Raw genomic sequence first — 658 nt, forward strand, 5'->3', positions numbered from 1 at the left:
CGAGCAGATCGAGCACCTCGTGAGCCGCCGTGCCGAATTCCAGGTGCACCATGACCGGCGCCCCCGTCGCGCGGTGCGCCTCGGCCACCGCGACCAGCGTGGTGCGCTCGAACGGGCTGATGCGCCAGTAGTCGGCGCCGCCCTTGAGCATCCCGGCGCGCACGGGTGCGCCGTCGGGCGCTGCGGCGATGGACACCTCTGGGGCCTCGAAGAGCTCCGCGTCGTCGGCGGGCATGCCGCGTGTGATGTCGGCGATGAAGAGGGCGGCCAGACGGTCGGCGGTCCACACCTGCATCGGATGGTCTGCGCCGTAGTGGGCTTCACGGTGTCGGCCGGTCGTCGCGACGATGTGCAGTCCGGTCGACGCACTGATCCGCGCCAGGGCGGAGGCGTCGCGGCCGACACCGAAGGGGGTGGCATCCACCATCGCCTCGAATCCGCTCGCCTGCAGCAGCGCCGCCTCTTCGCCCGAGGCCTTCTCGTCGTCGAGCTCGTCTCCCGGCAGCAGCGGCGACACCTGGAACAGGTGCTCGTGGTAGTCCACGCGCCCGAGCAGCGCCGGGGCGATGTCCCCGAGCACCGTGCGGACGACGGCGGACATCAGCGCACCGACTCCGCGGCCTCGGCGAGTCGCTCGACGGTCTCGGGTGTGAGATCG

The 658-nt window shown here is 71.9% G+C and carries 1 pseudogene; it reads right to left on the reverse strand.

Annotated features, from left to right (window positions below):
• Positions 1 to 601, reverse strand: a pseudogene (locus DSP71_RS08595) (aryldialkylphosphatase); the annotation flags it as partial.
• Positions 602 to 658: the final 57 nt, after the last annotated feature.

The sequence above is a fragment of the Microbacterium sp. H6 genome (assembly GCF_003314775.1).
GTDB classification, from domain to species: Bacteria; Actinomycetota; Actinomycetes; order Actinomycetales; family Microbacteriaceae; genus Microbacterium; species Microbacterium oxydans.